We start from the raw sequence: 24,460 nt of genomic DNA on the forward strand, positions 1-24,460 counted from the left end.
GCTGGAGACCGGCAAGCTCGCCGACCTGGTCGTGGTCGACTCCGAGAGCTACGACCTGGTCGCCGTCATGCGCCGCGGCCGCTGGGTGCTCGGCGACGAGGCGTTCCGGCCCGTGAAGGCCGACTGAGCGACCCGCCCGGAACACGACGCGGCCGCCCGTCCCCCTCGGGGGCGGGCGGCCGCGTCGCGTCCGCGGCGGCGTCAGCCGCTCGGCTCGATGGTGATCTGGTCGATCAGGATCGGCCCGGAGGGCACCGTGAAGGTCACCGAGTTCGGCCCGGCCTGGAACTGCGGGAGTATCCAGGTGGAGAACCAGGCGGCGGTCTGGTCCTTGGGGGGCGCCCCGTAGATCTTGTAGGTCACCCCGCTCGGCCAGTCCTTGCCGTTCACCGCGGCCCCGCCCTTGATGTCCGCGCCCGAGTAGTTGTAGTGCACGCTCAGCTTGTACGTCCCGGCCGTGGCGATGTCGCCGGTCCAGGTCACCGAACCGCCCGGCTGGAGCGTCAGGTAGCTGCCGTCGGCGGACTTGGCGCCCTTGACGCTGTTGCCGGACGGCGCGTTCTGCGCCTGGAGCTGGCCCGCGTCCACGCTCGTCGGCCCGGAGATGGCGGTGGCGCTCGACGTGGGGCCGGCGCTCGCGTTCGTGGCCGTCGGCGCCGGGCTGTTGGGGGCCGGCGGGGCGGTGGTCGCGGCGCCGCCCTTGGTGTTCTTGGTGTCGTCCGGGTCCCCGGTGGAGAGCGCTATGCCGGCGCCGATCGCTATCGCCGCGACCACGGCGACCGCGCCGATCACCGCGCCCTTGCTCCGGCCGCTGCTGCGCGGCTCCTCCCCCGGCTGCGGCCGGGAGTGCTCCGCGTAGCGGGTCTGCTGGGTGGGCGCGGCACCGTACTCGGGCTGCTGCGGCGATCCGGGCTGACCGCCGTACGGGGCCTGCGGCTGACCGCCCGGGTACCCCTGCGGCGGCATGCCCTGCTGGCCGTACGGCTGCTGCTGCTGTTGCTGCGCCCGCTGCGGCCCCCCTTGATGGTAGTGCTGGCCGTACTGCGCGCGCCCGACCTCCATCGGGCGGTTGTACGACGTGCGCGGGACCCCCTGCTGCGGCTCGGCCGGCTGCCCGGTGGAACCGTCGGCCGGGCGGTAGAGGTAGCCGAACGGGTCGTCGTCCTGCGGGGCACCGCCCCCCTGGCCCTCGGGCACTCCGTTGCTGCCGGCGGTCGTCACGGTGGTCTGCTCCCCCATCCGGTGCGCCGCCAGCTGCGGGCGGCGCAGATCATGGACGCTGTCGTACCGGGAACCCTACCTGTCGGATGTGACGGCGGGAAAAGACCCCTTGACAACTCACGGGTAACCCGGGCCGACCTGGGCGGACCCGAGCCCGCACCGGCCGTCCGCCGGTTCAGCCCGCGCGCCGGTGCGAGCGCTCGCCGCGCGCTCCGCGCACCGCCCCGCCCCGGGCCCGCTTCTCGTCGTACATCCGCTCGTCGGCGGTGTGCAGCACCTCCTCGATGCTCATCCCGCAGCCGGCCCAGCCGACCCCGAGGCTCACCCCCACCCGCATCGCCCGTCCGTCGATCCGCATCGGCGGGATGATGGCGCCCCGCAGCCGGTGGGCGAGGTCCTTGGCCTCCTCGCGGCCGATCCCGTCGGCCAGCACCACGAACTCGTCACCGCCGAGCCGGGCCACCGTGTCACCGTCCCGGACGGCCTGGCTCAGCCGCCGGGCCACCTCGACCAGCACCGCGTCGCCCGCGTTGTGGCCGAACCGGTCGTTGATCGACTTGAATCCGTCCAGGTCGCAGAAGAGCACCGCGAGCCCCTTGTCCACCGCCGCCGCGCCGCCGGAGCGGAACGGCGCCGACCAGGCTTCGCCGCCCGGCCCGTACTCGGCCGGGACCACCGCGTGGACGTGCTCCCCGTAGCCCGGGCCGAGCCCGCTCGGCAGGCCCTCGGGCAGTCCGTAGCCGTGCACCGGCCCGGCGTACGGGTCCGCGCCCTCCAGCCGCTCGTGCGCCGTGTGCGCGCTGTAGGAGTCGGCCGGGTAGCCGTACGGCTGCGGGTAGGCCGCCTCGACCTGGCCGGCCGCGGCGCCGACCGGCTGCGGCTGGGCGCAGAGCCGGCGGGCCAGCCGGGTCTTGAGCTCGGCGCCGTTCGGCAGCCCGGTGAGCGCGTCGTGGCTGGCCCGGTGGGCGAGCTGGAACTCGTGCCGCTTGCGGTCCTCGATGTCCTCGACGTGGGTGAGCAGGAAGCTCGGGCCCTCGGCCGCGTCCGCGACGATCGAGTTGCGCAGGCAGACCCACTGGTAGCCGCCGTCCCGCCGGGACAGCCGCAGCTCCGCGCGGCCGCTCTCGGCGCTGGTGCGCTCCAGCAGCGCCCGGTCCTCGGGGTGCACGAGGTCGGCGAAGCTCTGCTGCCGCAGCACCGCCCGGGGCCGGCCGAGCAGCCGGCAGAGCGCGTCGTTGACCCTGGTCAGCTGGCCGCGCCCGACGCCGTGCAGCTCGGTGATCGCCATCCCGCTGGGCGCGTACTCGAAGGCCTGGCGGAAGCTCTCCTCGCTGGCCCGCAGCGCCTGCTGCTCCTTCTCCAGGCGGGCCAGCGCGCGTTGCATCTCGGCCCGCAGCCGGGCGTTGCCGATCGCGATGGAGGCCTGCAGGGAGAACATCTCCAGGGCCTCGCGGGTCCACGCCCCGGGCCGCTTGCCGCTGCGCGGGCGGTCCACCGAGAGGACGCCGAGGAGGTCGCCGCCGGCGCTGTACATCGGGGCGAGCAGCCCGTCGGCGGGGTGCCAGTCGTTGGCGTACACCGGCAGCGGGCTGTCCCCGATCCAGCGCGGGATGTCGCTGGCGACGGCCCAGCCGCGGTCGTACGGCAGGAAGCGCAGGGTGCCCCAGTGGTCGCTGACGCCGAGCAGCCGGTCCCAGGACTCCCGGGAGCCGACCTGGCCGAGCAGCACGGAGGGGCCGCCCATCGGGCTCTCCTCCAGCTCCCAGACGGCCGCCACCACGAGGTCGCCGTCCGGCCGGACCAGGCTGACGGCGGCGGCGTCGAAGCCGAGCCCGTGCACCGCGCCTTCGACAACGGCCTGGAGCGTGCCAGCGAGGCTGCGGGCAGCGTTGAGGTCCGCCACGACCCGGTGCAAGGTGCGGAGGGTCGCGAGACGGACGTACGGCTCCGACTCGGCTTCCATGCGGGGGCTCCCCGGCTGCTTCGGATAGTTCTTGATTGGTTATCGTCCGATTGCCAGAAGAACTGAATCACAGGGAGCACAGCGCTCGGCACGCTCGGTCAGCAATAGGCCATCACTTGTGACTTAAATCACACGACACTAATGCGCCCTTAATCAGTTCATCTGTCCCATAGCGGGACATAAAGCGCTATCGGCACATTTCTGGTGGTCGACCGCATGGGCCCCGGACTGAAGCCGACTGGGCCCGCCGGTCCGGCCGCTTCACTCCTGAGGGTGAGTTCGGCCACCGGGCGCAACCCTTCGGCCGGAGCGCCGGTCCTACGACCAAGGCCCGATGCCGTTCCTCCCGGGTGACGACTACCGTGCGGTACGTGTACCCGTCCCCGCAGCCCGAAGCTGCCCCCCACGCCACGCCCGACGAGTTCCGGGCTGCCCTCTCCCAGCTCGCCGCCGGCGTGAGCCTGGTGACCGTCCACGACCCCGAGGACGGCGAGGACGTCGGCATGACCGCCACGTCCTTCCTCTCGGTGTCGCTGGAGCCGCCGCTGGTGCTGATCTCGGTCCGCGAGGACTCCCGGATGGACGAGGTCCTCTCCCGGACGGACACCTGGGCGGTCTCGGTGCTGACCGAGGGACAGAAGACGCTCGGCTCCCGGTTCGCCATGAAGGGCCGGCTCAGCGACCGGCTGCTGTTCGCGGACACCCCGCACCGGCGCGGCCCGCGCACCGGAGCCCCGCTGATCGACGGCGCGCTGGCCACCGTCGAGTGCCGCACCGAGCAGCGGATACCCGCCGGCGACCACACCCTGCTGCTCGGCCGCGTCCTGGAGGCCGCGGTCCCCGACCCGGCCGGCCGCCCGCTGCTCTACTTCCGCGGCGGCTACCGCACCCTCGGCTGAACCGCCCGCCGGCTACTCGCCGCCGCGCGGCGCCCGGCGGCCCTGCTTCAGTTCGGAGCGGAGCCGCTTGTTGGTCAGCCGCCGCTCGACCATTCCCCGACTCGGCCTGGTCGCCCGCCGGGCCTTCGGCGGCGGCGCGCACGCCTCGCTCAGCAGCGCCGACAGCCGGGCCGCGGCCGCCTCCCGGTTGCGCCACTGCGAGCGGAACTCCGAGGCCTGGACCACCAGCACCCGGCCGTCCACCAGCCGGCCGGCCAGCCGCTCCAGCGCACGCTCGCGCCACACCTCGGGCAACGCCCCGGTCGACGCCAGGTCGAAGCGCAGCTCCGCCTTGGAGTCGGAGGTGTTGACGTGCTGGCCGCCGGGGCCGGAGGAACGCGAGAAGCGCCAGACGAGCTCGGCGTCGGGGACGACCACCGACCCCCGTACGCGGATGGGCTCGGACATGCGTCCATCATCCCGCGCCCGGCCCGCCCGGTCACCCGGTTATCGGTACGCCCCCGCGCCCGCGCACCCGGTTACCCCGATCCGCCCCGAGCCCCGACAATGGCGTACGTGATCGAGCTCGGCTACTCCCTCTCCAACCGTTTCCCCGACCCCCCGCAGACGGACTACCGCACCGCGTCCGTGCACGCCCTGCGCTACGACCTGTTCTGCGGCGACGTCTACCTGGACGGCGAGGGCTCGGACCTGTCCACCGCCTGGGGCTGGGTTCCGGTGCTCGACTTCGCCTGGGCGCTGTGCGACGTGGCCGAACTCCTGGACCGCGACCCGGACGGCGGCCGGGCCGCCCGGGTGCAGACCACCGACCTCGACTTCACCCAGAACACCGAGCTGCTGCGCTTCGCCCGCCGCTTCAACTGGGTCGAGGTCACCGCCACCTGGCTGCCGGACGAGCCGCCGGTGGTGGTCCGCCACGGCGAACTGCGGCGCGAGGCCCGGGACTTCCTCCAGGACACCCTGGCCGACCTCTTCGACATGCACCCCGGCCTGGCCGACAATCCGAACATCTGGACTCTGCAGGGCCGGTTCCGGCGGATCTGACACCGGCTTTGCCCGGGCTTTGCCCTCCGATTGGCGCCCGCGAAGAATTCACGCTTCCTGCGGAACCAAGCCGCCGGAGTATTGCGTTGTCCCGGGAAATAGCGCACGAAGCGAACGAAGGGACTGCAATCGTCATGCCAGTGAGCCTCTCCAAGGGTGGCAACGTCTCGCTGACCAAGGAGGCCCCCGGCCTGTCCGCGGTCACCGTCGGCCTGGGTTGGGACGTCCGCACCACGACCGGCGCCGAGTTCGACCTCGACGCCAGCGCGATCGTCCTGAACGCGGACGGCAAGGTGCTGTCCAACGCCCACTTCGTGTTCTTCAACAACACCAGCACGCCGGACAACACCGTCGTGCACACCGGTGACAACCGCACCGGTGAGGGCGCGGGCGACGACGAGGCGCTCAACATCAGCCTGTCCGGCCTGCCGGCCGAGGCCGTCAAGATCACCTTCCCGGTCACCATCTACGACGGCGTCGCCCGCGGCCAGAACTTCGGCCAGGTCCGCAACGCCTACATCCGCGTGGTGAACGCGGCCGGCGGCGCCGAGATCGCCCGCTACGACCTCTCCGAGGACGCCGCCACCGAGACCGCGATGATCTTCGGCGAGCTCTACCGCAACGGCGCGGAGTGGAAGTTCCGCGCCGTCGGCCAGGGCTACGCCTCCGGCCTGGCCGGCATCGCCCAGGACTTCGGCGTGCAGATCTGACGCACCCGCGGTTCTCGTTTTCCGGGGCCCGGTCGCCTCAGCGCGAGGCGCGCAGCTCCGGCAGCTCGATCAGCTCGGTCTCGTCCTCCGGCGTCAGGTCCACCACGGTCGGCTCGCCCTGTTCGGGCCGCTCGGCCGGCTCCGCCGCCCGGGCCTCGGCCTCGGCCTTCGCGGCCACCGCCTCGTCGCCCACCACGTCCGCCAGGTCGGCGCGCTCCCCCAGCTCGGCGACGCTGCCCACCGCCGGCGCCGGGGCCGCCGGGCGCGCCGGAACGGCCGAACCGCGGCCGAAGAAGCTGAAGCCCTGCCCGCGCGCCTGCCCGGACTGCGCCGGCCGCGGCCGCTGCCGCTCCCCCGGCGCGGGCGCCGCGGCGGGCACGGCCGGAGTCCCGCCGAGCTGACCGACCGTCGCGGTCAGCGCCGGGCGCACCGGCTCCGGACGCACCGGCTCGGGACGCGCCGGCTCGGGACGCACCGGCGACTGGGCGACCGGGGCCTGCCCCGGAGTGGGCACCGAGGGCGCCACCGGAGCCGGCACGGCCACCGGTGCGGGCACCGCGACCGCCGGGGCGGCCGGGGCGACCGCCGGCTCCGCCGCACGCGCCCGCAGGGCGACCTCCGCACCCGCCGTACGCGCCCGCTGCGCCTCCTGCTCCGCCGCGCGGCGCTCCAGGTGCCGCAGCACCGACGCCGCCCGCACGTACGCGGCCGGGCTGGCCGGGTGCTTCGGACGGCTCGCGGCGAGCGCCCGCTGGGCCGCCTCGGCCTCCTTGAGTGCCTGCTCGGCGACGGTCACGGCCCGCTCGCGCAGCAGCCGGGCGATCTCGGTCTCGGCCTTCGCCAGCCGCGACTTCTCCGCCGTCAGCCGCCGCCCGAACCGGGTGGCCCGCTCCTCGGCGACCTCCGCCGCGTACTCGGCCTCGGCCAACTGCTCCTCGAACCGCTCCTCGGCGCGCATCCGCTGGGCCGCGGACATCTCGGCGGCCGCCCGGGCCGCCTTGTCCCGCTGGCGCAGCAGCAGCGCGAAGCCGAGCGTCGCGATCACCGCCGCGACGCCCACCGAGCGCACCAGGATGGTGTCCTGACTGAAAAGCAGAGCGGCCAGTGCGGCGACCAGCAGTACGCCGGTGGCGGTGGGGGGGAAGGCCCGGCCGAGGACGGAGGAATGACGGTGGCGTCCGCGAGACATGTCCAAGAAACTAGCGTGCGAATTGGGGCCGTGTCAGCCCAGGGTCCCCTTCCGCCCTTGACAGGGTTCGGTTCTTACCGCACGTGCCCGGATTCTCACCCAAGATCACGAGGAAAGGGCCGCTCAGCGACACCGCAGCGACACCTCGGCGACGCCTCAGCGGTGCGAGGCCGCCTGACCGCCCGGGTCGTCGTGGTTCTCCGGCAACTTGCACACGTGCTGGATCCAGAGCGCCGCCGCTATCACCGCGGCCCCCGCCAGCACCGCGAGCCCGGCCGTCACGGCCTGGTCCTTGCGGGCCGACACGTCCAGCTCGCCCAGCAGGTAGATCCCGGCCCCCGCGTAGACGCCGGTGACCACCGCCGAGACCAGCGCGCTGGCCTGCCCCAGCACCACCGCCCGGGCCGCCAGCAGCGGGTCGACCCCCTTCGCCCCGGGCTGCCGCTCGCGCACCGCCTTCAGCCGGGCCCGCAGCGACAGCGCGGTCGCCAGCAGGATCACCGCCACCGCCGCCAGCACCACCGGCGCCGCGGCGGGCACGGCCGGCAGCGTGTCCACGGAGGCCCACAGCTTGGAGCCGGCCCAGGACAGCGCCGTCGTGGCGGCGGTGATGCCGATCAGCAGGCGGAGGCGAAGCAGCTTCACTCGGAGGAGGTCCTTCCCGGGTACCAGAACCGGCCGCCCGCCCGGTGGCCCGGCGCGGCGACGCCAAGCCACCGTACCGGGCCCGGCCGGGCGGACACCCGCGCGAACGACGGACACCTACTCGTACGGCCGGGCCCCCGGTCGAGTTCCCCGGGCGACGGCCCGGCCGTCGGCCCTCCGAGCCCGGCCCCGGACCTACTCCGGCAGCGTCAGCCGGATGTCCTCGCGGCGCTTCACGCCCTGCGCGTCCGGGCCGCCCAGCGCGGTCAGCAGCGCGTCCACCCGCCCGTGCCCGGGCACCTCGGCCTCCGGCTGGGCGTCCAGCCAGGGAGCGAGCACGAAGGCCCGCTCGTGCGAGCGCGGGTGCGGCAGCAGCAGCTGCGGGTCGTCGCTCAGCACGCCCTCGTAGGCCAGGATGTCGACGTCCAGGGTGCGCGGGCCCCAGTGGACGGTCCGCACCCGCCCGAAGGCGTCCTCGATGGCGTTGCCGCGCTCCAGCAGGTCCCGCGGGGGCAGCGAGGTGCGCAGCACCACGACCGCGTTGTAGTAGTTCGGCTGCTCCTCCGGCCCGCCGACGGCCTCCGTCTCGTACACCGCGGAGACGGCCTTGATCCTCAGCCCCGGGGTGTCGGCGAGCGCGTCGACGGCGCCCTGGAGGGTGTCCAGCCGGTTGCCCAGGTTGCTGCCGAGCGCGACGACCGCGCAGCGCTGGCTGTGCAGCGTGGTGTCGACGGAGTCCACCCGGTCCTCCAGGTCGAACGCGTTCGGCGTAGCCGTCTGGTCGCTGGTGCTCATCGGAAAACGTCCTCTACATCGGATACCGGGCGCGCGGTGGGGGTCATGCGCGGCCCCGGTGGATGGTCACGGTCACGTCGTCGAACGGCACGGTGATCGGGGCGTCCGGCTTGTGCACGGTGACCTCGACCTCCTCGACCGCTTCGTGCTTGAGGCACTGGTCGGCGATGCGCTGGGCCAGCGTCTCGATCAGGTCGACCGGCTCCCCGGAGATGATCGCGGTGACCTCCTCCGCCACCAGCCCGTAGTGCGCGGTGCGGGTGAGGTCGTCTCCGGCCGCGGCGGGGCGGGTGTCCAGGTACAGCACCAGGTCGACCACGAAGGTCTGCCCCTCGACGCGCTCACGCTCGAAGACGCCGTGGTGGCCCCGGGCTCGCAGCCCCCGCAGGGTGACGCGGTCCAGCAAACGAATCACTGCTCCCAGTCGGACGGGCCCCACCCGGCGAAAGGCACGGACGGGCAGGGCGAAGGCGGGCAGCACGCCCGCCACTCCGTTTCGAATCTACCCGCGAGCACGGACAACGCCTGACCGTCCTACCCGGCACGAACCGACGCCACGCGCACCGATATGGCGATTGACGTGAACGTTCGGTGACCACTCGGAAATTCCCGGCGACTTTTCGGCACGGCATTTCCGCGGCCGCCGGAATCAGCTCTCCTCGTCGTCGTCCCCGCTGGTCAGAACGGGTGAACCGTGATGCGACCAGAGCTTCCACCCGGCCGGGGTACGGCGGAACAGATTCGTCGACACGACCTTTCCGCCGACCAGCGGTCCGAGCTCCCCCTCCTCCTCCGACTCGCCGCCGGACAGGATGTTCTCGGTGCACGTGACAAGGGCCACATCACCGTGCACCTCGGCCTCGACATCGGTCAGGAAGAACTGGATGTACTCCGTGTTCATCATGATCAGCATGTACGACCTGGTCACCTGCGCCCGGCCGCGGAGCACCGGCCAGCCCGGGTGCACGCACACCACGCCGCCCTTGTCGTCGGCGTCGGCGGCACCCAGCCAGGCCTCCTCGACCGCTTCCAGGTCCCCCCGTTCCAGCGCCTCGTAGAGCCCCCTGTTCGCCGCGAGCACGGCCTCCAGGTCCGCCTCGCGCGCCCGCCCGGCCGTGCCGCCGCTCAACCTGCCGTCACCTGTCACAGACCCTCCCTCACCCCAACCGCGCCGCGTGCTGCCAGGCCGCGACCACCCGGACGGCGTCCGCCGTGCCGGACACGTCGTGCACCCGCACCGCCCAGGCTCCGGCCCGGGCGGACAGCACCGACACCGCGGCCGTCGCGTCGTCGCGCTCCCGGGCCGGGCGCAGTTCCCCGGTTGCCGGGTCGGCGAGCAGCGTACCCAGGAACCGCTTGCGCGAAGCCGCCACGAGCACGGGACGGCCGAGCGCGGTGAGCGCGTCCAGTCGGCCGAGCAGCGCCCAGTTGTGCTCGGAGGTCTTGGCGAAGCCGAGCCCCGGGTCGAGGATCAGCTGGTCCTCCTTGACCCCGGCCGCCAGCAGCGCGTCCACCCGGTCGGTCAGCTCGGCGACCACGTCGCGCACCACGTCGTCGTAGACCGCCGTCGCGTACATGTCGGCGGACTGCCCGCGCCAGTGCATCACCACGAAGGGCGCGCCGGTCTCGGCGACCACCCGGGCCATCGCCGGGTCGGCGAGGCCGCCGGAGACGTCGTTGACGATCGCGGCGCCGGCCTCGACGGCGCGCTCGGCGACCGTGGCGCGCATGGTGTCCACGGAGACCATCACCCCGGCGTCGGAGAGCTCGCGCACCACCGGGAGCACCCGGCGCAGCTCCTCCTCCTCGGACACCCGCTGCGAGCCCGGCCGGGTGGACTCGCCACCGACGTCCACCAGGTCCGCGCCGCGGGCCCGCAGCGCGAGGCCGTGCGCGATCGCCTTGGCGGGGTCGTGCCACATCCCGCCGTCCGAGAAGGAGTCGGGCGTGACGTTGACCACGCCCATCACGGCGCAGCGCTCCAGCCGCGGCAGACCGGCCGGCAGGGAGAAGGACGGCGAATCGTTCATGCTTCCCATTATCGAACGGGGCCCCCGCCGAGGATGCTCGGCGGGGGCCCCGTTCCGTGTCGGCGGGCCGGCCCCGGAGGGCGGTGACGGGCCTCAGGCGGCCTCGGTGACCTCGCGGGTCGACGGGACCGGCATCAGCCCCTCGCGCTGGCGCCGGCGGCCGAAACGCGGCATGCCGAGCGTGATGAAGGCCTCCGCCTGCATCGCGGCGAAGCCGATCCGCGGCAGGTCCCGGGTGCTCGGGAAGACCAGGAAGCGCGGCTCCCACTCGGGCTGGAACTTGGCGTTGAACTTGTACAGCGACTCGATCTGGAACCAGCGCGACAGGAAGACCAGCAGCCCGCGCCAGGCGCGCAGCACCGGGCCGGCGCCGATCCGCTCGCCGCGGGCGAGCGCCGAGCGGAACATCGCGAAGTTGAGCGACACCCGGCGCACGCCCATCGCGGGCACCGCCTGCAGCGCGGCGACGATCAGCAGCTCGTTCAGGCCCGGGTCGGCGGCGCGGTCGCGGCGCATCAGCTCCAGCGAGATGCCGTCCGGCCCCCAGGGCACGAAGTGCAGCACGGCCTTCAGGTCGTCGCCCTCCTCGCCCTCCTCCGGGGCCTTGTGGGCGGTGACCACCACGCAGTCGTCGTCCAGCGGGTCGCCGAAGCGGCCGAGGGCCATCGAGAAGCCGCGCTCGGTGTCGGTGCCGCGCCAGCGGGCGGCCGCGTCGGCGATCCGGTACTTCTCCTCCGCGGTGAGCTCGGAGACCCGGCGCACCTGGCAGGAGTAGCCGTTGCGCTCGATCCGCTTGACCATCTGGCGCACGTTGCGCATGGCCCGGCCGGAGAGCGAGAAGGAGGCGGTGTCCACGATCGCCTCGTCGCCCAGCTCCAGCGCGTCCAGGCCCGCCTCGCGGGTCCAGACCTCGCCGCCGACCTCGCTGCACCCCATCACGGCCGGCACCCAGGCGTGCTCGCGGGCCTCGGCCATGAACACCTTGATCGCGCCGGGCCAGGCCTCGACGTCGCCGACCGGGTCGCCGGAGGCCAGCATCACGCCGGAGACCACCCGGTAGGAGATCGCGGCCTTGCCGGTGGGCGAGAACAGCACGCTCTTGTCGCGGCGCAGCGCGAAGTAGCCGAGCGAGTCCCGCTCGCCGTGCCGCCCGAGCAGCTCGCGGACCTTCTCCTCGTCCTCCGCGGTCAGCTCGGGCTTCGGCTTGCCCGGGCGCAGCGCCAGGTAGGCGGTGGTGAAGGCGGTCAGCAGGCCGAGCCCGCCGAGCAGGTAGGCGACCAGGTCGGACATCCGGACGTTGTTGTACCGGACCGGGCCCTCGAAGCCGAACAGCCCGTACCCGACGTGCTGCAGGCGCTCGGCCAGGCCGGGGTGGCCGATCTCGTACTTGGTCCGGGTGCTCACGATCAGCAGGCCGAGCAGCACGCTGAGGACGCCCATGACGATCAGGTTGACCAGCGCCCGCCAGCGGGTGCGCGGGTCGGCCTTGGCGTAGAACTCGCGCTGGTGGACCAGCATCACGACGAGGAGCACCAGCGAGACGACCGCCGGGCCGATCTGGTGCCAGCGCACGATGTGCAGTCCGGCGCTGACCGGCAGCAGCACGCAGACCGCCCGCCAGGCCCGCCGCTTGCGGCGGCGCAGCGCGTGCGCCAGCGGCACCAGCAGGATGCCGACCATCAGCGCGCCGACCGCCGCCAGGCTGGTGGTGCCGCCCGGCAGCTGCCCCGCGAAGGTGTGCACCTTGGTGTGCCGGAGCTTGGGGAACACCGCGCTGGCGATGTCCACGAGCCCGATCAGCAGACAGGCGTAGCCGACCGCTCCGGGGAGCCAGGCCCTGGGGACGGCGGACGCCTGGTTGCGCAGCGTCTGCAGGCCGCGGCGACGGCGCGGCGGCTGCTCGGGGCTCGGCTCAACGGACACGGGAACGCTCATGGAAGCTCAGCGTAGAGGCTGCGGTGCGGTGTCCTGTCACTCCGGGGGAGGACGCGTGATGGACCTTCATGCCTATTCCTTCATCAGGCAATGCGCATACCAAGGACCCGGAAACGATCGGTAAACCGGGTCCGTGGTCGCGCTGCGGGTTGAGCCGGCGGTGGGAGCCGGGGGCCCGCCGCAGCGTGGCGCGGCAGGACCCTCCGGGACGCGTTACGTACGGTGGACGCCGCATTCTAGGGCGCCGGTTGCCTTCGCTTCCCCCCGCCCTTCCCAGCCCGCCGGGCGTCCGGACGGCCTAGCCGCGGTGGCCGGGCCTGACGGACCGCCAGACCATGAAGCCTGCACCGCCCGTGTCCCACCGGAAGGCCGACGGCATGGAACTGACCAGCGACGCGCTGGTGAACTCGCTGCTCGCACTCGGCGTCGCGGCAGTCGTCGCGACCCTGTGGGTCTGGCCGCGGCTGGCGCCCCAGCGGCCGCTGCCGGTGCTCGGCCGGATCGGACTGCTGACGGTCGTTCAGGCCTCGGTCCTGGCCGTGCTCGCGCTGTCGGTGAACAACTCCTTCGGGTTCTACACCTCCTGGGACGACCTGCTCAGTCCGGGCGGCGCCAAGCTCGCGCTGACCGGCAGCGCGAACCACAAGGGCGGCACCCCGGTCTCCGACGCGCTGGTCCAGCCCACCACCGAGGGCGGCCTGGAGACCATCACCAACCTGCCCAAGGGCCCGCCCGAGGAGGTCGGCAGGATCGAGTCGGTCCGGGTCAGCGGCAAGGAGACCGGCTTCTCCGACCAGATGTTCGTCTACCTGCCGCCCGCGTACTTCGACCAGAAGCTCGCCCTGGTCCGCTTCCCCGTCCTGCTGGCCATCGCCGGCTACCCGGGCACCACGCTGAACCTGCTGCACGAGCTCCCGTTCGCCCAGACCGCGATCGACCTGCAGCGCTCCGGCAGGATGCCGCCGACCGTCCTGGTGATGGCCCGCCCGGCCGTCGTCCCGTCCCGGGACACCGAGTGCGTGGACGTCCCCGGCGGGCCGCGCACCGAGACCTGGTTCGTCAAGGACGTGCCCGAGGCCATCCGCAGCAGCTACCGGGTCGGCCGCACGGCCGGCTCCTGGGGCACCCTCGGCTACTCCACCGGCGGCAGCTGCGCGCTGCGCCTGGCGATGCGCTTCCCGAACGTCTACGGCAACGCGGCGAGCCTGCACGGCGACTTCACCGTGCGCCAGGACAACTACACCGGCGGGGACCTCTTCAACGGCGACAAGGCGCTGACCCAGCAGCACGACCTCGGCTGGCGGCTGCAGAACCTGCCCGTCCCGGCGCTCAACCTGCTGGCGGTCTCCACCCGCACCGAGGGCGACTACCCCCAGACCGTCCAGTTCGTCGACCAGGCCACCCGGGCCGCGGCGGGCAACCCGCAGTTCACGATCGACTCGCTCTACCTGGACGACGGCGGGCACAACTTCGACAGCTGGACCAGGGAGCTCCCGGCCACCCTCGAATGGCTGGGCTCGCACCTGGGCTAGGCCCGGCCAGGACCCGGCGAGGACCCGGCCAGGACCGGGCTAGGACAGGTGAGTGATTACCCGCCGGTCGGCCCGGACGGCCGGCGGCCCGGGGGGAACGTATCGCGACCGCCCGTCGGCCACCGCCGGGCACCGCCCCGGACCCGTGCAGGAGGCACCGTGCTGAGCACCCGCTCGCTCTTCGACGAGATCTACCGGAACGACCAGGCGTACCAGCTGTTCTGCAGCATCGCGGCCGACGGCGAGGACCAGGGCGGCTGGGAGAACGAGCGGATCAGCACGCTCACCCGGGACCCGGTCCTCGCCCCGAAGGTGGCCCGGCACGGTGCCGACGAGCGCAAGCACGGCCGGATCTTCACCCAGCTGCTGCACAAGCGCGGCCTGCCCAAGGTGCCGGTGCCGGACGAGGCGGACTACTGCATGCTGCTGGAGCGCCAGGGCGTCGGCCTCCCGCACGAGCGGCTGAACAGCGACGTCCCGCTGACCGACCGCGAGATCATCACCTACCTCGTGCACAGCCGGGTCACCGAACAGCGCGCCGCCGAGCAGATGCGCCGGCTGGTGAAGGTGTACCAGGACAACCCCGACCTCGGCCGGGCGATGCGGATGATCTCCGCCGACGAGGACAACCACCTCGCCTACTGCCACGAGGAGCTGCTGCGGCTGGTCTCCGAGGGCCACGGCCCGTACATCCGGCACGCCCTGGAGACCAGCGCCCGCGGCGAGATCCGCACCCACCGGGACGTCGGCCTCGCCGTCACCTCCCGGATGGCCCGGATCCTGCGCTGGCCGCGCTGGCAGCTCGCCCTGGTCACCCTCGGGGTGCGGGCGCTCTACCTGTACGACCGCGCCTACGGCTGGCGCCGGATGGTCACGCTGCGGATGCCGGAGCGCCGCAACGCGCTGGGCACCCCGGCCCCGCCGCACGCGGAGCACGAGGTGCTCTGAGCACCGTCCGGCCGGCCGCTGGCCCCTACCGGCCGATGATGAGGCTCATCGCCTCGGCCCGGGTGGCCGGGTCGCGCAGCTGGCCGCGCACGCAGGAGGTGATGGTCTTGGCGCCGGGCTTGCGGATGCCGCGCATCGACATGCACATGTGCTCGCACTCGACCACGACGATCGCCCCGCGCGGCTCCAGGATCCGCATCAGCGCGTCGGCCACCTGGCTGGTCAGCCGCTCCTGCACCTGCGGCCGGCGGGCGTAGACGTCGACCAGCCGGGCGAGCTTGGACAGTCCGGTGATCTTGCCGCTGGTGGACGGGATGTACCCGACGTGGGCCACGCCGCGGAACGGCACCAGGTGGTGCTCGCAGACCGAGGTCAGCTCGATGTCCTTGACCAGCACCATCTCGTCGTGGCCGAGGTCGAAGGTGGTGGTGAGGACGTCCTCGGGCTCCTGCCACAGGCCCGCGAATATCTCCTTGTAGGCCCGCGCGACCCGGGCCGGGGTCTCCCGCAGGCCCTCGCGGTCCGGGTCCTCCCCGACGGCGAGCAGCAGCTCGCGGATGGCGTCCTCGGCCCGCTTCTGGTCGAAGGTACCGACGGCGGGCGGACCGTCGAACGTCACCGGGTCGATCATGCGGGCCTCGCTTATGTATCGGAAGACTCTGGCTGAACAGCACGGATGCCGCGCCTCCAGGGTACAAACCCTGGTGACGCGGCATCCATTCCCTGCGGAGCGGGGGTCAGCCCTCGGTCGGCGGCTCGGCCGTCGGCAGCGGCGGGAGCTTCACGACGTCCACCGGAGCGCTCTCGACGGAGGCGGCGCCGTTGGTGAGCGCCAGCTCCTTCGGGGACTGCACCGGCGGCCGGGTGGACGGCGTGCGACGGGAGGAACCCGTCCAGGCCGGCCGGGCCGGGCGCTTGACGATCGGGGCGAAGACCTCGGCGATCTGCTCCTTGTTCAGGGTCTCCTTCTCCAGGAGTTCCAGGACCAGGTTGTCGAGCACGTCGCGGTTCTCGACCAGGATCTCCCAGGCCTCGTTGTGCGCCGTGTCGATGAGCTTCTTGACCTCCTCGTCGACCAGCCCGGCGACCTCTTCCGAGTAGTCGCGCTGGTGGCCCATCTCACGGCCCAGGAACGGCTCCGAGTTGTCGTTGCCGAACTTGATCGCACCCAGGCGCTCGGTCATGCCGTACTGGGTGACCATGGCCCGGGCCGTCGCGGTGGCCTTCTCGATGTCGTTCGAGGCGCCCGTGGTCGGGTCGTGGAAGACCAGCTCCTCCGCCGCGCGACCGCCCATCATGTAGGCGAGCTGGTCGAGCATCTCGTTGCGGGTGGTGGAGTACTTGTCCTCCTCCGGCAGCACCATGGTGTAGCCGAGGGCCCGGCCGCGGGACAGGATGGTGATCTTGTGCACCGGGTCGCTGTACTGGCAGGCCGCCGCGACCAGGGCGTGGCCGCCCTCGTGGTACGCGGTGATCTTCTTCTCCTTGTCGGACATGATCCGCGTGCGCTTCTGCGGACCGGCCACGACGCGGTCGATCGCCTCGTCCAGGATGCCGTTGTCGATCAGCTTCTTGTCCGAACGGGCGGTCAGCAGCGCCGCCTCGTTGAGGACGTTCGACAGGTCGGCACCGGTGAAGCCGGGGGTGCGCTTGGCGACGGCCGACAGGTCGACGTCGGGCGCGATCGGCTTGCCCTTCTGGTGCACCTTGAGGATGTCCAGCCGGCCCTGGAGGTCGGGGCGCTCCACCGCGATCTGGCGGTCGAAGCGGCCCGGGCGCAGCAGCGCCGGGTCCAGGATGTCGGGGCGGTTGGTCGCGGCGATCAGGATCACGCCGCCCTTGACGTCGAAGCCGTCCATCTCGACGAGCAGCTGGTTGAGGGTCTGCTCGCGCTCGTCGTGACCGCCGCCGAGGCCCGCGCCGCGGTGCCGGCCGACGGCGTCGATCTCGTCGACGAAGACGATCGCCGGGGCGTTCGCCTTGGCCTGCTCGAAGAGGTCGCGGACGCGGCTGGCGCCGACGCCGACGAACATCTCGACGAAGTCCGAGCCGGAGATGGAGTAGAACGGCACCCCGGCCTCGCCCGCGACGGCGCGCGCCAGCAGGGTCTTGCCGGTACCGGGCGGGCCGTAGAGCAGCACGCCCTTGGGGATCTTGGCGCCGACGGCCTGGAACTTGGCCGGCTCCTGGAGGAACTCCTTGATCTCGTGGAGCTCCTCGACCGCCTCGTCCGCGCCGGCGACGTCGGCGAAGGTGGTCTTCGGGGTGTCCTTGGTCAGCAGCTTGGCCTTGGACTTGCCGAACTGCATGACCCGGGAGCCGCCGCCCTGCATCTGGTTCATCAGGAACAGGAAGACCAGGACGATGATCACGATCGGGAGCATCGACAGCAGCAGGCTGACGAAGGTGCTCTGCTTCTCGGGGCTGATCGTGTAGCCCTCGGCGAGCGTGCTCTGGTCCTTGTCGTTGACCTGCGCCTGCAGCTTGTCGGCGATGGCGACGCCCTGGTCGCCGATGTACGAGGCCTGGAACTTGGTGCCGGACGGGGCCTTGCCCGTACCGGCGCTGGGCAGTGCGGCGCCGTCCTTCAGCTGGATCTTGATCGTGTTCGAGTCACCGGTGGTGATCTGCGCCGACTTGACGTTGTGCGCGTCGATCGCCGCGACGACCTGACCGGTGTCCACCGTCTTGTAGCCGTTCGAGTCCGAAACGACCTGCATCAGTACGATGACGGCGAGGACGGCCAGCACGATCCACATGATCGGCGCACGGAAGTATCGCTTGACGTCCATCCATGCGGGGCGTTGCCGCCCCGTCCCTCCTGCCACTCAACGGCGCCGGGGACTGTTGACCGCGGCGCGTCCGAATTGATGCTCATGTGAAGAGCGGTTTATTGGACCGTACCGCAGTCCGACCCACCCATGGCGGGAGCACGGCGACACGGCTTTGGTTCTCTGTCTCCCGGGTGCAACGGGCGGGAACGGCCCACTGTTCCCGCCCGTCGCCCGAACGGGGACCTCAGCCGCCGTAGACGTGCGGCGCGAGGGTGCCGATGAAGGGGAGGTTGCGCAGCTTCTCCGCGTAGTCCAGGCCGTAGCCGACCACGAACTCGTTGGGAATGTCGAAACCGACGTACTTCACGTCGATCTCGACCTTGGCCGCGTCCGGCTTGCGGAGCAGGGTGCAGACCTCCAGCGAGGCCGGACCACGCGAACCCAGGTTGCCCAGCAGCCAGGACAGCGTCAGACCGGAGTCGATGATGTCCTCGACGATCAGGACGTCACGGCCGGCGATGTCGGTGTCCAGGTCCTTCAGGATCCGCACCACGCCGGAGGACTTGGTGCCCATGCCGTACGAGGAGACGGCCATCCAGTCCATGGTGACCTGCGAGTGCAGGGTCCGGGCCAGGTCGGCCATGACCATCACGGCCCCCTTGAGGACGCCGACGATCAGCAGGTCCTTCCCTGCGTAGTCCCGGTCGATGCGCTCGGCCAGCTCAAGGAGCTTGGCGTCGATCTCGTCCTTGCTGATGAGCACCTTCGCGAGGTCAGCGCCCATGTCGTTCTGGTCCACCGGGGATACGTCCTCAAACGTTCGGGGTCTGTGTGGCCGGCGGTCGGCTCCCCCGGGGCATGCCTCGCCCGTCAGTCGCCCTGCCGCCGAAAGACCAGCGTGCCACACCTGCGGGTGGCCTCGACTCCCCCGGGTAGGTGCAGCGGGCCCTGTCCGCGCCATCCGGTGACCAGCAGGTCGATCGTCTCCAGGTGCCGGGCGAACAGGTCCCCGGCCGGACAGCCCGCCCGCAGCGCGGCCCGGCGCAGCACCCGGCGGCGCACGGCGGGCGGCAGTTCGGCCAGTTTCACGGCGTCCAGGGCGCCGTCGCCCGTACGGAGGTCGCGTTCGGCCAAAGAGGCCCACTGGTCGAGGGCGTCGGCGTCGTCGCGGAACAGCCGGGCGGTCCGGGCCAGCGCCTCGACCACGCCACCGCCCAGGTGCTTCTCCAGGACCGGCAGCACCTCGTGGCGGACCCTCGAGCGGGTGTAGGCGGGATCACAGTTGTGCGGGTCGTCCCAGACCGGGATCGACTGGGCGGCGCAGGCCTGCCGGGTGGCGGCCCGGTCCAGCTCCAGCAGCGGGCGGCGGTAGCGGCCCTTGTGGGCGGGCATCCCGGCCAGCGAACGGGAGCCGGAGCCGCGGGCCAGGCCCAGCAGCACGGTCTCGGCCTGGTCGTCCCGGGTGTGGCCGAGCAGCACCGCGATCGCTCCGTGGCGGTCGGCGGCCGCGTCCAGGGCGGCGTAGCGGGCGTCCCGGGCGGCGGCCTCCGGGCCCCCGGCGCGGCCGACCCGCACCGGGACGGCCTCCACCGGGTCGAGGCCGAGCGTGCGCAGCCGGTCGGCCACCTGGGCGGCGCGCTCGGCGGAGCCGGCCTGGAGCCCGTGGTCGACGGTGACGGCGCCGACCCGCAGGCCGATCTTGGGGGCCTCGAAGGCGGCGGCGATGGCCAGCGCCATCGAGTCCGCGCCGCCGCTGACCGCGACCAGGATCAGCGGTGAACCGGGCGCGGCCGGGGTGCGGGGCAGCCCGGAGGGGTGGCGCGCGGCGTTGCCGATCAGGGTGGTGCCGACCGCGGCGCCCACCAGCGGCGCCCCGGCCGGGCGCTCGCGGGGCTCGCGCACGGGCGCGGTGAAGGTGGTACCGGCCTCGGCGGCGAGGTCGGTGAGCGTACGGCGAACGGCCAGGCGTATCGCGGCGACAGCGGGGTGAGGGCCCACGGCGGAAGACTCCTCGTCGGAGGGGACAGGACTCGCGGCGGACGCGGCGGGGACCGCGCACCGCATGAGCGCCCTGTTACCGGGCGCTCACAGATGGTGGCAGAAAGGAGCGACCCGCTACGCCACCCGCGCCACCGGTACGACCACCGTCCCACGTACGGGTGAATGAAGAAACGCTTCTTCACCCGTCGTCTGGCCGATTGGACCACTCGTACGAGCGGGTTTGACCGACGCGCGCCGCTTGCCGCCCGGCTCACGGCGCGCCCGCGTCAGGAGCACCCGCTCAGCGGGCCACCCGGGCCACCCAGGCGGCCGGATCGTGGATCTCGTCCTTGGTCGGCAGGGTGTTCGGGGAGGTCCACACCCGGTTGAACCCCTCCATGCCGACCTGCTCCACCACGCCGCGCACGAACACCGCGCCGTCCTGGTACTGGCGCAGCTTCGCGTCCATGCCGAGCAGCCGGCGCAGCAGCAGGTCGAGCCGGTTGGCGCCGCGGTCCCGGCGCTGCTGGAACTTCTCCCGGATCTCGGCGACCGTCGGCACCACGGCCGGGCCGACGCCGTCCATCACCACGTCCGCGTGGCCCTCCAGCAGCGACATCACGGCCGTCAGCCGGCCGAGGATCTCGCGCTGCGCGGGCGACTGGACGATCTCCAGCAGGTTCCCGGAGGAGGCGCTCTCCCGGTTGCCGCCGCCCGGCAGGCCGCCGAACGAACCGGCCGCGTCCCGCAGCCGCTCCAGCAGGGCGCCCGGGTCGACGTCCGTCTCGGAGAGGAAGGACTGCACCTCGGACTGGATGTGGTCGCGCAGCCACGGCACCGCGGTGAACTGCGTCCGGTGCGTCTCCTCGTGCAGACAGACCCAGAGCCGGAAGTCGGACGGGTCGACGTCCAGCTCCCGCTCGACGTGCACGATGTTCGGCGCCACCAGCAGCAGCCGGCCCGGCCCGGGGCCGTCCGGCCCCAGCCGCGGCTTGTCGAACAGCGCCGCCGGGCTGTCCGGCGCCTCCAGCGGGGGCTCCGCCGGGGCGAAGGTCTCGTACTGGCCCAGCACCTTGGTGGACAGGAACGCCAGCAGCGCCCCGACCTCGATCCCGGTGGCCTTCTCGCCCACCGCGCCGAACACCCCGGCCGTCGCGCTGTTCGCCCGACGCGCCTGGAGCTTCTCCACCAGCGGCTGGACGACCGTGCGGAAACCCGCCACGTTGGCCCGGATCCAGCCGGGTCGGTCCACCACCAGCACCGGCGTCGCCGCGGCCCGGGACAGGCTGGACGAACGCATGCCGGTGAACGCCCGCACGTGCTCCTCCGCCTCCAGGGCGTGCCGGCGGAGCTCGGCGACCACCGCCGCCGCTTCCTCCCGGCTCACTTCCGGCCCCGGCCGCACCAACCTGGTCGCGGTTGCGACCGCGAGGTTCCAGTCGACCATGTCAGCACCGCCACTCGCGCTCGTCATGCCCTCACCGTACGTGCTCCCCACCACCGGCGGCAGCCACCCGCCGCCAAGACCTCTCCCCCGACGGCCGATCGGCGCGGCCGGCGCGACGGGGCGGGCGGGGCCGGGTCAGTGGCAGCCGCAGCCGCCGAGGCGGCCGGCGACCCGGTCCATGGCGGCACGGGCGGTGTCGGCGGGGGCGGTGGTGCGGGTCATGACGGCGAAGGCGAGGAGGCGGCCGTCGGCGTCGACGACGGTGCCCGCGAGGGTGTTGACGCCGTTGAGGGTGCCGGTCTTGGCGCGGATCAGACCGGCCGCGTCGGCGGCGCCGGACCCGGAGCCGTAGCGCTTGTTGAGGGTGCCGGTGAAGCCGGCGACCGGGAGGCCGGTGAGCACCGGGCGCAGGGTGGGGTGCTGCTCGGAGGCGGCCAGCGCGAGGAGCCGGGTCAGGACGGCGGGCGGGATCGCGTTGCCCGGGTGCAGGCCGCTGCCGTCGTTGAGCACCACGCCGCCCATCGGCACCCCGAGCCGGGTGAGCTCCTGGGTGACGGCCGCCGCGGCGCCCTCGAAGCTCGCCGGCTGGTGGGCGGCGACGGCGACCTGACGGGCCATCGCCTCGGCGAGCTGGTTGTCCGAGGTGGTCAGCAGGCGCTCCACCAGCCGGGCGACCGTCGGCGAGAAGACCTCGCCGAGCGGGGCCTGACCGGAGGCGGTCGGGGCGGGGGCGGGCGCCGCGGCGGGGGTGGCCTTGCCCGTCACGGTGATGCCGCGGGCCCTGAGCAGGGCGGCGAAGGTCTCGGCGGCCGCGGCCGCCGGGTCGGCGACCCGGTCCGGCGCGTCCTCCCGGCTCTTCGGATCCACCCTGCCCTCGTCCACCATCAACGGGACCACCAGGGCGATGTTCTGCCCGTCGTGGTTCCGGTGCTGCGGGCTGCCCGCGTACAGCGACAGGTCGTAGTCCAACCGGACCGTCGTGGTGCCGAGGCTCTTGAGGGTGTCGGCGGTCTGCCGGGCGAGGAGGTCCAGCGAGGCGGGGGCGGTGTCGGCGTCGGCCGGCTGCCCGCCGATCTGCACCTGGTCGGCGGGCAGCGCGGTGAGCGTCGGATCGCCGCCGCCGACCAGGGTGATCGTGCCCGGGTCCGCGCCCCGGACCACCCGGGTGTGCAGCCGGGTGTCCCCCGGGATGAGGGACAGGGCCGCGATCGCGGTGGCCAGCTTGGTGGTGGAGGCGGGGGTGGCCGGGGTGTTCTCCCCGGAGCCGTACAGGAGTTGGCCGGTGCCGGCGTCCGCGACGGCGAAGGTGACCTCGCCGAGGCTCTTGTCGGCGAGGGCGGCGGCGAGCGCCTGCTGGAGGCCCTGCGCGGTGGGGACGGCGGCGCCCGTGTCGCCGTCCACGGCGGCCAGGACGGCGCTCGGCGCGGGCGCCGGGCGTGCGCCGGGCGCGTCGCTGCCGCCGGTGGTGGGGGCGGCGGGCGCGGAGGCGACGGGCGGCGCGGCCCGACGGGTGGGCTCGGCACCCGGACCGTCGTTCGACCGGGGTCCGGCACCGCCCTTCCCGTGATCGCCCTTCCCCCGGTCGCGGCCGCCCTGCCCGTCGTGGTCCTCGTCCTCTCCCCGCCCGGCACTGTGCCCGCCCGGCGGCGGGGACGGCTGCGCGTACGCACCACCCGAGGTCAGGACCGTACCGACGACCAGCAGCGCCGCTCCGAACAGCCCCGCGGCCGTCCCCCCGCGACGGCGCGCCGCCCCTCCCCCTGCTCCCACCGACCGGCCCCTTTCCCGAGCACTCGCTCCCGTAGGAGACACTTGGATTCTGTCAGTCCCTACCTTGGAGGAACCGTTGGAGTTCGACGTCCTTATCGAAATCCCGAAGGGCTCTCGTAACAAGTACGAGGTCGACCACGAGACCGGCCGTCTGCGGCTCGACCGGATGCTCTTCACCTCGACCCGCTACCCGGCCGACTACGGCTACGTCGAGGGCACGCTCGGCGAGGACGGCGACCCGCTGGACGCCCTGGTCATCCTGGACGAGCCGACCTTCCCGGGCTGCCTGATCAAGTGCCGCGCCATCGGCATGTTCCACATGACCGACGAGGCCGGCGGCGACGACAAGCTGCTCTGCGTCCCGGCGACGGACCCGCGCTGGGAGCACCTGCGCGACATCCACCACGTGTCGGAGTTCGACCGCCTGGAGATCCAGCACTTCTTCGAGGTCTACAAGGACCTGGAGCCCGGCAAGTCCGTCGAGGGCGCCGACTGGGTCGGCCGCGCCGAGGCCGAGGCCGAGGTCACCGCTTCGATCAAGCGTCTGGCGGAGCAGGGCGGCCACTGAGCCGTCGTTCCGATCTCATTCGATCGAGAGCGGTTCGAGGCAGGTCGGGACAGCCCGGGGCCGGGGTTCGCGGATTTCTTCCGCGGGCCCCGGCCTCTGTCGTTCCCGGGGACGGGACGGTTTGCCGACACCCTGTCGGCATGATGTGAAGTTAGGTTAGGCTAACCAAAACATTCGGTCCGACTCCGAACGGCCGACCCGAACGGCCGACCCGAACGGCCGACCCCGAACGGCCGACCCCGAACCCTGGAGGCCGCATGCCCACGCCCGCGCCCGCCCCGTTCTCCACCGTGCTCCGCACCGCCAGCAGCGAGGAGCACGAGGCCGCCGAGCAGTCCACGTTCATGAGCCGGCTGCTGGGAGGCCGACTCGGGATCGAGGCGTACGCCGACCTCACCGGCCAGCTCTGGTTCGTCTACCGGGCCCTGGAGGAGCGGGCGGAGCAGCTCGCGCGGCACCCGCTGGCGGACCCCTTCATCGACCGGGCCCTGCTGCGCACCGCCGCCGTCGAGCGCGACCTGGCGCACCTGCGCGGGCCCGACTGGCGGGACGGCCTGGCACCGCTGCCGGCCACCGCCGCCTACGTCGCCCGGGTGGAGGAGCTGGCCGCCGCGTGGCCGGCCGGGTACCTCGCGCACCACTACACCCGCTACCTGGGCGACCTGTCGGGCGGCCAGATCATCCGGGGCGTGGCCGAGAAGACCTGGGGCTTCGAGCGCAAGGGCGACGGCGTGCGGTTCTACGTCTTCGAGGAGGTCGACAACCCGGCGGCCTTCAAGCGCGAGTACCGGGCCAAGCTGGACGCGGCCGGGGAGGCGATGGACGAGGTCGAGCGGCGCCGGGTGGTCGAGGAGTGCAAGCGGGCCTTCGTGCTCAACGGGGCGGTCTTCCGCGACCTGGATGCGCGTTACCCGCTGAGTGCATAAACGTTTCCCCCTGGTTTTCGAGGGACGGCCCCGGCGAGCGGTTGCTCGCCGGGGCCGTCGCCGTCTCCGCCCGCCGTCAGGCCC

At 72.9% G+C, this 24,460-nt stretch carries 23 protein-coding genes; 7 read left to right on the forward strand and 16 right to left on the reverse strand.

What is annotated here, in order from left to right:
- Positions 1 to 201: 201 nt before the first annotated feature.
- Both ACFVHV_RS36560 and ACFVHV_RS36565 read right to left on the reverse strand, forming a co-directional pair.
- The gene (locus tag ACFVHV_RS36560; RefSeq protein WP_359909327.1) at positions 202 to 1,221 is read right to left on the reverse strand and encodes a hypothetical protein; all 1,020 of its coding nucleotides are present in this window, start codon (positions 1,219 to 1,221) and stop codon (positions 202 to 204) included.
- A gap of 175 nt (positions 1,222 to 1,396) precedes the next feature.
- A complete protein-coding gene (locus ACFVHV_RS36565; protein WP_380357273.1) occupies positions 1,397 to 3,184 on the reverse strand; it encodes a diguanylate cyclase domain-containing protein in 1,788 nt (595 codons plus the stop codon).
- Positions 3,185 to 3,555: 371 nt separating this feature from the next.
- Between ACFVHV_RS36565 and ACFVHV_RS36570 the strand changes: the two genes are divergently transcribed.
- Positions 3,556 to 4,083 (forward strand): flavin reductase family protein, encoded by a 528-nt coding sequence (locus ACFVHV_RS36570; protein WP_380357276.1) that lies wholly within the window; start codon positions 3,556 to 3,558, stop codon positions 4,081 to 4,083.
- Between the two features lie 12 nt (positions 4,084 to 4,095).
- Here ACFVHV_RS36570 and arfB read toward each other — a convergent pair whose 3' ends face one another.
- The gene (gene arfB, locus ACFVHV_RS36575) at positions 4,096 to 4,530 is read right to left on the reverse strand and encodes an alternative ribosome rescue aminoacyl-tRNA hydrolase ArfB (protein ID WP_359909336.1); all 435 of its coding nucleotides are present in this window, start codon (positions 4,528 to 4,530) and stop codon (positions 4,096 to 4,098) included.
- 108 nt (positions 4,531 to 4,638) lie between these two features.
- Here arfB and ACFVHV_RS36580 point away from each other — a divergent pair, with 108 nt between their 5' ends.
- A complete protein-coding gene (locus ACFVHV_RS36580) occupies positions 4,639 to 5,127 on the forward strand; it encodes a hypothetical protein (protein ID WP_359909339.1) in 489 nt (162 codons plus the stop codon).
- 134 nt (positions 5,128 to 5,261) lie between these two features.
- A complete protein-coding gene (locus tag ACFVHV_RS36585; RefSeq protein ID WP_359909342.1) occupies positions 5,262 to 5,837 on the forward strand; it encodes a TerD family protein in 576 nt (191 codons plus the stop codon).
- Between the two features lie 37 nt (positions 5,838 to 5,874).
- On the opposite strand, the gene ACFVHV_RS36590 is transcribed toward ACFVHV_RS36585, so the two are convergent.
- The 7 genes from ACFVHV_RS36590 to ACFVHV_RS36620 all read right to left on the reverse strand — a co-directional run bounded on the left by ACFVHV_RS36590 (position 5,875) and on the right by ACFVHV_RS36620 (position 12,431).
- Complete coding sequence (locus tag ACFVHV_RS36590) at positions 5,875 to 7,026, reverse strand: hypothetical protein (RefSeq protein ID WP_359909345.1); 1,152 nt, start codon at positions 7,024 to 7,026, stop codon at positions 5,875 to 5,877.
- A gap of 156 nt (positions 7,027 to 7,182) precedes the next feature.
- Positions 7,183 to 7,671: a DUF3180 domain-containing protein gene (locus ACFVHV_RS36595; RefSeq protein ID WP_360353700.1), complete on the reverse strand. Its 489-nt coding sequence runs from the start codon at positions 7,669 to 7,671 to the stop codon at positions 7,183 to 7,185.
- A 195-nt stretch (positions 7,672 to 7,866) separates the two neighbouring features.
- Complete coding sequence (gene folK / locus ACFVHV_RS36600) at positions 7,867 to 8,466, reverse strand: 2-amino-4-hydroxy-6-hydroxymethyldihydropteridine diphosphokinase (protein WP_359909351.1); 600 nt, start codon at positions 8,464 to 8,466, stop codon at positions 7,867 to 7,869.
- Positions 8,467 to 8,509: 43 nt separating this feature from the next.
- Positions 8,510 to 8,869: a dihydroneopterin aldolase gene (gene folB, locus ACFVHV_RS36605; RefSeq protein WP_359909425.1), complete on the reverse strand. Its 360-nt coding sequence runs from the start codon at positions 8,867 to 8,869 to the stop codon at positions 8,510 to 8,512.
- 246 nt (positions 8,870 to 9,115) lie between these two features.
- Positions 9,116 to 9,595, reverse strand: a complete 480-nt coding sequence (locus ACFVHV_RS36610) for a nuclear transport factor 2 family protein (RefSeq protein ID WP_359909353.1) — start codon at positions 9,593 to 9,595, stop codon at positions 9,116 to 9,118.
- A gap of 28 nt (positions 9,596 to 9,623) precedes the next feature.
- Positions 9,624 to 10,505, reverse strand: a complete 882-nt coding sequence (gene folP / locus ACFVHV_RS36615) for a dihydropteroate synthase (RefSeq protein ID WP_359909356.1) — start codon at positions 10,503 to 10,505, stop codon at positions 9,624 to 9,626.
- 84 nt (positions 10,506 to 10,589) lie between these two features.
- Entirely contained in the window at positions 10,590 to 12,431 is a 1,842-nt protein-coding gene (locus ACFVHV_RS36620) for a phosphatidylglycerol lysyltransferase domain-containing protein (protein WP_359909359.1), read from the reverse strand.
- Positions 12,432 to 12,808: 377 nt separating this feature from the next.
- Between ACFVHV_RS36620 and ACFVHV_RS36625 the strand changes: the two genes are divergently transcribed.
- Together ACFVHV_RS36625 and ACFVHV_RS36630 are read left to right on the forward strand one after the other, a co-directional pair.
- Entirely contained in the window at positions 12,809 to 13,963 is a 1,155-nt protein-coding gene (locus ACFVHV_RS36625; RefSeq protein ID WP_359909362.1) for an alpha/beta hydrolase-fold protein, read from the forward strand.
- Between the two features lie 159 nt (positions 13,964 to 14,122).
- Positions 14,123 to 14,911, forward strand: a complete 789-nt coding sequence (locus ACFVHV_RS36630; RefSeq protein ID WP_380357284.1) for a ferritin-like domain-containing protein — start codon at positions 14,123 to 14,125, stop codon at positions 14,909 to 14,911.
- Positions 14,912 to 14,936: 25 nt separating this feature from the next.
- On the opposite strand, the gene folE is transcribed toward ACFVHV_RS36630, so the two are convergent.
- The 6 genes from folE to dacB all read right to left on the reverse strand — a co-directional run bounded on the left by folE (position 14,937) and on the right by dacB (position 22,882).
- Positions 14,937 to 15,542 carry a GTP cyclohydrolase I FolE gene (gene folE, locus ACFVHV_RS36635; RefSeq protein WP_359909368.1) on the reverse strand — a complete coding sequence of 202 codons (606 nt, stop codon included), beginning with the start codon at positions 15,540 to 15,542 and terminating at the stop codon, positions 14,937 to 14,939.
- Positions 15,543 to 15,648: 106 nt separating this feature from the next.
- Complete coding sequence (ftsH, locus tag ACFVHV_RS36640) at positions 15,649 to 17,703, reverse strand: ATP-dependent zinc metalloprotease FtsH (RefSeq protein WP_359909371.1); 2,055 nt, start codon at positions 17,701 to 17,703, stop codon at positions 15,649 to 15,651.
- A 226-nt stretch (positions 17,704 to 17,929) separates the two neighbouring features.
- On the reverse strand, positions 17,930 to 18,484 hold the full coding sequence (hpt, locus tag ACFVHV_RS36645; protein ID WP_280685463.1) for a hypoxanthine phosphoribosyltransferase: 555 nt from the start codon (positions 18,482 to 18,484) through the stop codon (positions 17,930 to 17,932).
- Positions 18,485 to 18,555: 71 nt separating this feature from the next.
- Positions 18,556 to 19,683 (reverse strand): tRNA lysidine(34) synthetase TilS, encoded by a 1,128-nt coding sequence (gene tilS / locus ACFVHV_RS36650; RefSeq protein WP_359909374.1) that lies wholly within the window; start codon positions 19,681 to 19,683, stop codon positions 18,556 to 18,558.
- A gap of 283 nt (positions 19,684 to 19,966) precedes the next feature.
- Complete coding sequence (locus ACFVHV_RS36655) at positions 19,967 to 21,139, reverse strand: zinc-dependent metalloprotease (RefSeq protein ID WP_359909377.1); 1,173 nt, start codon at positions 21,137 to 21,139, stop codon at positions 19,967 to 19,969.
- A 108-nt stretch (positions 21,140 to 21,247) separates the two neighbouring features.
- The gene (gene dacB, locus ACFVHV_RS36660) at positions 21,248 to 22,882 is read right to left on the reverse strand and encodes a D-alanyl-D-alanine carboxypeptidase/D-alanyl-D-alanine-endopeptidase (protein WP_380357289.1); all 1,635 of its coding nucleotides are present in this window, start codon (positions 22,880 to 22,882) and stop codon (positions 21,248 to 21,250) included.
- Positions 22,883 to 22,958: 76 nt separating this feature from the next.
- Here dacB and ACFVHV_RS36665 point away from each other — a divergent pair, with 76 nt between their 5' ends.
- Both ACFVHV_RS36665 and ACFVHV_RS36670 read left to right on the forward strand, forming a co-directional pair.
- Complete coding sequence (locus tag ACFVHV_RS36665; protein ID WP_188300447.1) at positions 22,959 to 23,450, forward strand: inorganic diphosphatase; 492 nt, start codon at positions 22,959 to 22,961, stop codon at positions 23,448 to 23,450.
- 257 nt (positions 23,451 to 23,707) lie between these two features.
- Positions 23,708 to 24,376: a heme oxygenase (biliverdin-producing) gene (locus ACFVHV_RS36670; protein ID WP_380357291.1), complete on the forward strand. Its 669-nt coding sequence runs from the start codon at positions 23,708 to 23,710 to the stop codon at positions 24,374 to 24,376.
- Positions 24,377 to 24,460 lie beyond the last annotated feature (84 nt).

This window comes from Kitasatospora sp. NPDC127116, assembly GCF_042677365.1.
Lineage (GTDB): Bacteria > Actinomycetota > Actinomycetes > Streptomycetales > Streptomycetaceae > Kitasatospora > Kitasatospora lactacystinica.

Bases quoted from the DNA above. Each gene is read 5' to 3' on its own strand.
- ACFVHV_RS36565 (WP_380357273.1), bottom strand. From the start codon at position 3,184: ATGGAAGCCGAGTCGGAGCCGTACGTCCGTCTCGCGACCCTCCGCACC.
- arfB (WP_359909336.1), bottom strand. From the start codon at position 4,530: ATGTCCGAGCCCATCCGCGTACGGGGGTCGGTGGTCGTCCCCGACGCC.
- ACFVHV_RS36585 (WP_359909342.1), top strand. From the start codon at position 5,262: ATGCCAGTGAGCCTCTCCAAGGGTGGCAACGTCTCGCTGACCAAGGAG.
- ACFVHV_RS36590 (WP_359909345.1), bottom strand. From the start codon at position 7,026: ATGTCTCGCGGACGCCACCGTCATTCCTCCGTCCTCGGCCGGGCCTTC.
- folK (WP_359909351.1), bottom strand. From the start codon at position 8,466: ATGAGCACCAGCGACCAGACGGCTACGCCGAACGCGTTCGACCTGGAG.
- folP (WP_359909356.1), bottom strand. From the start codon at position 10,505: ATGGGAAGCATGAACGATTCGCCGTCCTTCTCCCTGCCGGCCGGTCTG.
- ACFVHV_RS36620 (WP_359909359.1), bottom strand. From the start codon at position 12,431: ATGAGCGTTCCCGTGTCCGTTGAGCCGAGCCCCGAGCAGCCGCCGCGC.
- ACFVHV_RS36625 (WP_359909362.1), top strand. From the start codon at position 12,809: ATGGAACTGACCAGCGACGCGCTGGTGAACTCGCTGCTCGCACTCGGC.
- folE (WP_359909368.1), bottom strand. From the start codon at position 15,542: ATGATCGACCCGGTGACGTTCGACGGTCCGCCCGCCGTCGGTACCTTC.
- ftsH (WP_359909371.1), bottom strand. From the start codon at position 17,703: ATGGACGTCAAGCGATACTTCCGTGCGCCGATCATGTGGATCGTGCTG.
- ACFVHV_RS36655 (WP_359909377.1), bottom strand. From the start codon at position 21,139: ATGACGAGCGCGAGTGGCGGTGCTGACATGGTCGACTGGAACCTCGCG.
- ACFVHV_RS36670 (WP_380357291.1), top strand. From the start codon at position 23,708: ATGCCCACGCCCGCGCCCGCCCCGTTCTCCACCGTGCTCCGCACCGCC.